Genomic DNA, 6,212 nt, shown 5'->3' with positions numbered 1-6,212 from the left:
GGATGGAAGAGCCGCAGTGCCCGCGACGGCGACGGCACCCCCCAGTAGGAATTTGAGTATGGTCATAGCCTTTTCCTCGCTGCGGATTTGACAGTTTACTATGGATGACCCGCGCGAAAAAGGACAGATCGAAAAGGCAGGTTTGTGCGACTACATCGATTTTTGAAACGAGACGACGGAGGCGTGGTCAACAACCCGTTGCGCGCCAACATTGCCCTGACGCTGGAGCGGGAGAGAGCCAGACGCGGCCTATCCCATATGCACATGGCCGAACTGTTTCGGAGCCCCGACGGCGAAAAACTGGCCTATCGAACCTACATTCAGACTGTGCGTCAGAAAAATAATGTCACATTGACGACGCTGCAGATCATGGCAAACGGCTTGCAATTGTCTTTTGCAGGACTGCTCGCCGGCGGTAAGAAAGTTCCGGAATGGGCGCATCGGTTGGACGACAATGCGATCCGCAAGCGGCTGGCGCACATCATCGATTTTGAGCGGCAAAGGCGTAATTTGCACCGCTATGAGATGGCCGAACTCATCGGCGTGGCGGAGGCGACCTTCACGAAACTGGAACGGGCGAGCGGCAACGTCAGCGTGGACACGATTGCCGCGATCGCCAAGGCGTTGAAACTTGATCCAGCGACCTACCTCTTCTCCGAAAAGATCCCGCCAGAACTGACACCTAGCTAGCCGCCCAACGAGTGCTCCTTCGTCCGCACGTACTTGCGAAACGATTGCCAAAAACTTGCTGCGGCGGAGGCCAGCGGAATTCTGACCTGCACGGTTGTGCCGATACCTTGAGCGCTTTTGATGATGAGCTTTCCGTTCAGCGTCGAGACCATCTGAGAACATGCGGTCAGGCCAAGGCCAGTATGATTTCCGGCTCGCGTTGAAAAGAAAGGGGTGGTCGCTTTTGCAGCGATCGTAGGCGGCATGCCTGAGCCCCTGTCGGCCACCTCAAGCACTAGATAGATGCGGGGGAGGAATGGCTGTCGCTTGACTGTCGCGGAGACAAGAACTTGGGCGTTATTGACGTCCGACGAAGCGGCCAGAGCGTTTTCGATCAGCTCGTTCACGACCAACCGGAATGGCGCCGAGGGTACGGGGTGCAAGCGCGCTTTGGAGTCGACACGGACTTGCACCAAACCGCTACGCTCTGCCGTTATATCTTCTAGCAGTCGGCCAAGCGGCACAGTGCTGGAATCTTGTGGCGCATAGGCGATCTGGAGCACACTGTTGGTGATCGATTCCAGTTCGCTCGCGGCATTGCGTGCAGCCTCAAGCATTTCGCTGCTTGGCTGCGTATCTGGCTGTGAATGCTCAAGGAACAGTCTGAGGGCTGTAACACGCGATCGAGTCGTATGCGCAAAGAGCGACGCGAACGAGCGCATGTGCTGGTCACGGCGGTTGGCCAGAGCATAGCGCTGATGGATAACGAGATAGAAGGTGGCACCTAGGCCAAGCGCGATGGCGAAGATGAACCAGTTGCGCGAGGCGGCAATGTCGATGCCGGCGGTCTGCTGCAAAGTGGCGCTGTGATCAACGGTAGAGCTTGAGACTTCGTAAATTGACTGTTCCAGCTTGGCCATGTCGGCAATGGCTTGAGTGTAGTTTTTGCGGGCCGCAACGAGTGGTTCGATTTTCTCTTCGAGGGTCTGGCGAATCCCGCCCAGGAGAGCGGCGTCATGATCCGGAAAGAAACGGTTCAGGTAGGGCAGGTTTTCCAACTGCGCGACGTTGACGCTTACCAGCGCCATTTGCCGATCGATGTCGACATCAAGCTTGCCCGTCTGTTCGGCAATGCGAAGATAGCCATAGACTCGTATGAGGCGCTCGCGAATCTGTGCCGCGCGCCACTGAATCTCGAAGGTCTGGTTGAGGATGGCATCCGTCTCCTGACGGTAGCAATTCGACTGAATAAACGTCCACGCACTCAGACCAAGCGCTGCCGCCATACCGAGATACGGCAGAACAGTAAGCAAACGGCCGTTGAAAAACCTCATCGCGCGGCGCGCAGGATGACTGGGAAAAACACCCAGATCGAGTTTCTTGCAGGAACATATGAGGCGGGCAACTGGTCGAACGGCCAAACGATGAAGATGGGGCCTTTCTCGACCATGCTAATCGGGCGGAAATCCTGGCCCGGCGGGCAAAGCGAGCTGGCCTTGTCGTTCTCATTGCAACGACGCTCGACCGCCAGGATCGGATTATAAGACCGGATCTCGTCCATGCGAATATCGGAAACGAAATTGTCATAGGCGACAACTTTGACCTCCTGCGCGGCGGTGATTCCAGCCTTGGCAAGAACGTTTGTAAGCAGCGGCCCACGATATTCGATTTTCTCGCTGTCGCTCGTCCAGGGTGTACGCGTGTCATAGGTCTGTTGCGGAAACTCTGCCTGCAGCTGCTTCACCGAAAAGACCGCGATGTTCTTGCCGCTGGCGTCTTGAACCGACAGCTCGTTGGGATCGAGCGGGATTTCCTCGGCCGCACTAGTGAGCGGAAGGGCCAGGGCAAATATGACGGCGAGAGTACTACGCAACATCTTCCACATCCTCGTATTCGCGGGGTCCATCGTTCTTGGCGAAGAGCACGCAAGGTCCTCGGGAGCCCCGCGGATCGTAGGCAAATCCCTTTTCTGCCAGGGCAAGCGTGATGTTGCGGATGCCGTCAAGCCCATAGAGATGGTCGTGCAGCTCAAGAAAGATGCGCTCGACGCCCGGCAACTCGGCATCTCGCAAAAGTTCTTTCTCAGCCCCTTCAATGTCCATGACGAGGGCGTTTATTCGATGATCGGCGATGAAACGATCGACGTCAGCCGAGACGATCGAAAGTTCGCGCTCGTAGGGTCCTTGGTCTTTGTCTGTGGAAGACATCCAAAGGTCGCGGCGAACGTAGAAGGTGAAGGATCGCGGCGGGCCCGCTGTGAGGATTCCCTGGGAATATGTGACATTGTGGAGATCGTTGGCTGCTATCACGCGCTTGGCTAGTTCCGCTGTGGCGGGATTTGCTTCAAAAGCCCAAACCTGAACGCCGGGAATTTTCGCGATCAGTGCGGTGATGATGCCTATGCCGGAGCCGAGCTCCAGTACGCGATCGCGTGCCTTGACCGCCCTGAAGATCGACTTCGCTTCCTTCGCCTCATAGCTCTGGCTCTGAAGCGCTCGCCAGATGACCGGCGAAACATCCTGCGGTTCGACAGGAACCTTGATTCCATGGACGATCATGGGCTCCATTGGATCACAGCCCCCGCGGGAGCCGATGGCCTTGCCGCATGAGCTTGGCGCGAGCCTGCTTGTAGTATTTCTCGGCCGAGTTGGCATCAATCGCGAGCCGATCGGCCATGAGCGAAAAGATTTCCTTGCGTTTCACGCCGGGTGCGCGGTGCGCCATCATGTCGATGGCCTCCTGTTCGCGCGGTGTAAGGACGGAAAAGCGGTAATCGGGTTTGGTCATGACAACCCGCGAAAGGCGTAAGGAGAACCCCTTTGTGGAAATATCGTCCAGCACGTCGCTGAACACGCCGGGCGCAAGACCGGTCTTGCCGAGATAGGCGGCGGCGCCAATTTCCCGAAAGCCATCTGCCTCGCAACGGTTGTCGGAACCGGTGACTACAATATGAATTGCGCTGGGTGAAGCCTCGATGATCTTGTCAACGACTGCGACGCGATCCCCCTGTGAGGTGGGATCAAAGCCGGGCAAGCCGGGATCGATGACGACCAGATCAAAATGATTGTTTTGAAGCTCGGCAGTGGCGATCGTCAGCGTCTCAGCACCCAGTACGACGCATTCTTCGAAGCTCGCTTGCACTTCGTTCATCAGTGCCAGACGCATTAGTGTCTGGTCTTCGACCACCAGGGCACGAAACATCGGAAGCCAGTTCCTCTAGGCAGGCGCCCCCCGCCCCTGTCTCGCAGAATTGGTCGCTTCAAAAAAGGGATGGTGTCACCCCTTTTTTTCCTGCCTTCGAGAGGTACCAGTGTATGACCGAAGAACGCCAGGGCGATCACGATGCCTCTTCAACAGGTCTGCAGCAATGGAAAGATGGAAGCGGCTGAAGACGTCGCTAAACTGATTGCGGAACATCGTCAGAGCGTCGCCGCGCTTGAACGTATCGGCAAGCGTTGGATGGGGGCCGAAGGGCCGGACGCGACCGTGCTGGCTGCGAGACTGGACGCGGTCATGGCGGAGGAGGCTGCGGTGCGAAGGCGTGCTGCCACTGCTCCAGTAGCCACCATCGCGGAGATAAAAATGAAGGCTGCTTACTTTCAACGGCTGACGGCTCATGACTGGTGCGAGGTTGATGTCGACGATTTCCGCGCGTTGCTCGGTTCTTTCGCCAAACTGCAGTCCTAGGAGAAGAGCGCTGAAATCCATGAGGCGACGGCATTCCAGGCCGCATAGAGCCCCGCAGGCACCAATATGATCGCCATGAACGCGGCTGCTCCGCCAATAGCGCCGTCACCGCGTCCTTCCACGGGATAATAATATTTGTGCGCCTCATCGTCGTACTTCATTGTTGTCTCTCCGATCGCTTATTTAGCAGCAACTGAACAGGATGCTGAAACGTCGTGCTCCACAAACCCGCACGTTTCATCTTAGCGTTAATTTCCGCAACGAGGTAGTTCTCATTGACGGCTTTGCCCTTTGCTGTCGTTGCCGCAAACGCGTATCCGGTCGCTATGAGCGCTGTGCCGACGTCGATCGTTTCGCCATTCAGTTGCGCACCGCACACGACAAAAACCGCCTTGTCCAGGGCGTAGCCGATTGGCTGGCATGTCACCGCCGCGCTGTCGAACAGGGCTGCCAGGTGCGCCAGCGAGGTGTTCCCGCAATCGATTTTGTTCCCATTTGGCTCTTCGGCTGATGTGCCTCGAAGACATGACTGGACGCCATAGAGGCGGAAAAGGTGATCTCCGTCACGCCAGGTATCTCCGGTCACCAGTTGAGCCGATTTCGATACCGCAAGCGGCGCTGCCACGGCAGACTCCGACGCATCCTGAGCCTGTGCCGATGCACACAAACCAAATGCCGCCATCACTGCGAAGCTCGCCTTTTTCATTCCTGGAACTGTCCACCGAGGTCGGCGGAATGCTCCAGATCGGGGCGCAGCGACTTGCCGTCCTTGTTGCGTCCGATCGCCACCATGTGGAAAAAAACCATTTCGTCGTCGTCGTAGGCGACGTTGTACGGATCGTTCGCGTTGCCCGCACCCACGAGTGAGAAACACGACACAGCGTCGGGTTCACCCTTCCTGCTTTGCAGCACAAGTGTTTTGCAAAGCACGACAGATGCACGGTTGTTGTAGATTGCCTCTTCATAGTCCTGCGCGGCTTTCGTGCAGTCCCACTGCTGCGTCTTGTATGTAATCTTGGGTTTTGGGCAGGCCGCAAGGCCGCGCAGCCGGTACGTCACGCCGTTGACGACGCGCTCGGTCGCCGACGGCACCTTAACCCGCCCGATGAGAGCGGCCGCATCGCGCTGAAATAGCGCGCCTTTCGCATCGTAGCGTTCATAGACAAACACCTTTTCGCCCGGCTTCGCAAACTGGAGCAGGTAGTGCTCCGAGGGTTGCGCGAAGGCGCTCGGGGCGTCGGCGCCGGCAGCATAAGCCACGCTGCCCTGGAGCAGCAAGACCGTGCAAAGGGCCGTCTGTTTCATCGAAATCCGTCCTTGTGATCGATATCGTGTTGACACTTTACTAGGGCTGAGTGTAGCCATAGTAAAGTGTTAAATCTTGGCGACAGTATGAATACCCGATTCGCTCTTCTGCTGACCCTCTTTGGCGCCACCATCCCGTTAAATGCGCACGGCCGGGACCTGGCATCAGACCGCGTGGCAATCGCCTTTGCAACGCCGGCGCAAGCCCTTGCCGCGGTCGGGGCGCAAAGGGCGGGCGCGTGTAAGACCGCAAATCGTGCCGAGGTCTCCCAACTTGTGCGTTCAATCGCGCAAGAGGAAGGGTTCGACGCCGATCTGGCCGAGACAATTGCATGGGCCGAAAGCGATCTCGGCGCCAGTCAGGGTCCCTCAAAAGCCGGAGCCCTGGGAATCATGCAGCTGATGCCGGGCACGGCGGCCGATCTGGGGGTGAGCGGCCGTTGCGATACGCAGGCAAATGTCCGGGCTGGCCTTCGCTATCTGAAGTCACTGTATGACGAATTCGGGGATCCGCTGCTGATGCTTGCGGCCTACAACGCCGGGCCCAACAG

10 protein-coding genes are annotated in these 6,212 nt (G+C 57.7%); 3 read left to right on the top strand and 7 right to left on the bottom strand.

Annotated elements, in window-relative coordinates:
- The first annotated feature begins 183 nt into the window (after positions 1–183).
- Positions 184–690: a helix-turn-helix transcriptional regulator gene (locus EOA13_RS36320; protein WP_245490593.1), complete on the top strand. Its 507-nt coding sequence runs from the start codon at positions 184–186 to the stop codon at positions 688–690.
- On the opposite strand, the gene EOA13_RS36315 is transcribed toward EOA13_RS36320, so the two are convergent.
- Genes EOA13_RS36315 through EOA13_RS36300 form a run of 4 tightly spaced genes read right to left on the bottom strand, consistent with a single transcriptional unit; the run spans position 687 to position 3,870 of the window.
- Positions 687–2,003, bottom strand: coding sequence for a HAMP domain-containing sensor histidine kinase (locus EOA13_RS36315; RefSeq protein ID WP_127297944.1), 1,317 nt, complete (start codon positions 2,001–2,003; stop codon positions 687–689). The genes EOA13_RS36320 and EOA13_RS36315 overlap by 4 nt on opposite strands.
- A complete protein-coding gene (locus EOA13_RS36310; RefSeq protein WP_127297943.1) occupies positions 2,000–2,554 on the bottom strand; it encodes a hypothetical protein in 555 nt (184 codons plus the stop codon). The genes EOA13_RS36315 and EOA13_RS36310 overlap by 4 nt, the downstream gene beginning before the upstream one ends.
- Positions 2,535–3,236 carry an FkbM family methyltransferase gene (locus EOA13_RS36305; RefSeq protein WP_127297942.1) on the bottom strand — a complete coding sequence of 234 codons (702 nt, stop codon included), beginning with the start codon at positions 3,234–3,236 and terminating at the stop codon, positions 2,535–2,537. Before EOA13_RS36305 ends, EOA13_RS36310 begins: the two co-directional genes overlap by 20 nt.
- Positions 3,237–3,240: 4 nt before the next feature.
- Positions 3,241–3,870, bottom strand: a complete 630-nt coding sequence (locus tag EOA13_RS36300) for a response regulator (RefSeq protein ID WP_127297941.1) — start codon at positions 3,868–3,870, stop codon at positions 3,241–3,243.
- 141 nt (positions 3,871–4,011) lie between these two features.
- Between EOA13_RS36300 and EOA13_RS36295 the strand changes: the two genes are divergently transcribed.
- On the top strand, positions 4,012–4,356 hold the full coding sequence (locus EOA13_RS36295) for a hypothetical protein (protein ID WP_127297940.1): 345 nt from the start codon (positions 4,012–4,014) through the stop codon (positions 4,354–4,356).
- Here the strand turns inward: EOA13_RS36295 and EOA13_RS38205 are convergent.
- From EOA13_RS38205 to EOA13_RS36285, 3 genes are read right to left on the bottom strand one after another with little or no spacing between them, the layout of a single operon-like run.
- Complete coding sequence (locus EOA13_RS38205; RefSeq protein WP_164780572.1) at positions 4,353–4,517, bottom strand: hypothetical protein; 165 nt, start codon at positions 4,515–4,517, stop codon at positions 4,353–4,355. The two genes, EOA13_RS36295 and EOA13_RS38205, sit on opposite strands and share 4 nt — an antisense overlap.
- On the bottom strand, positions 4,514–5,062 hold the full coding sequence (locus EOA13_RS36290) for a thermonuclease family protein (protein WP_127297939.1): 549 nt from the start codon (positions 5,060–5,062) through the stop codon (positions 4,514–4,516). Before EOA13_RS36290 ends, EOA13_RS38205 begins: the two co-directional genes overlap by 4 nt.
- Complete coding sequence (locus EOA13_RS36285) at positions 5,059–5,661, bottom strand: hypothetical protein (RefSeq protein ID WP_127297938.1); 603 nt, start codon at positions 5,659–5,661, stop codon at positions 5,059–5,061. Before EOA13_RS36285 ends, EOA13_RS36290 begins: the two co-directional genes overlap by 4 nt.
- Before the next feature lie 87 nt (positions 5,662–5,748).
- Here EOA13_RS36285 and EOA13_RS36280 point away from each other — a divergent pair.
- On the top strand, positions 5,749–6,212 hold a 464-nt coding region (locus EOA13_RS36280; RefSeq protein ID WP_164780570.1), incomplete at its 3' end, for a transglycosylase SLT domain-containing protein.

Source organism: Mesorhizobium sp. M7A.F.Ca.US.011.01.1.1 (assembly GCF_003998295.1).
In the GTDB taxonomy this organism is placed as follows: Bacteria; Pseudomonadota; Alphaproteobacteria; order Rhizobiales; family Rhizobiaceae; genus Mesorhizobium.
Note: the sequence above shows the minus strand (reverse complement) of the source record. Positions and strands in the feature narration are given on the sequence as shown.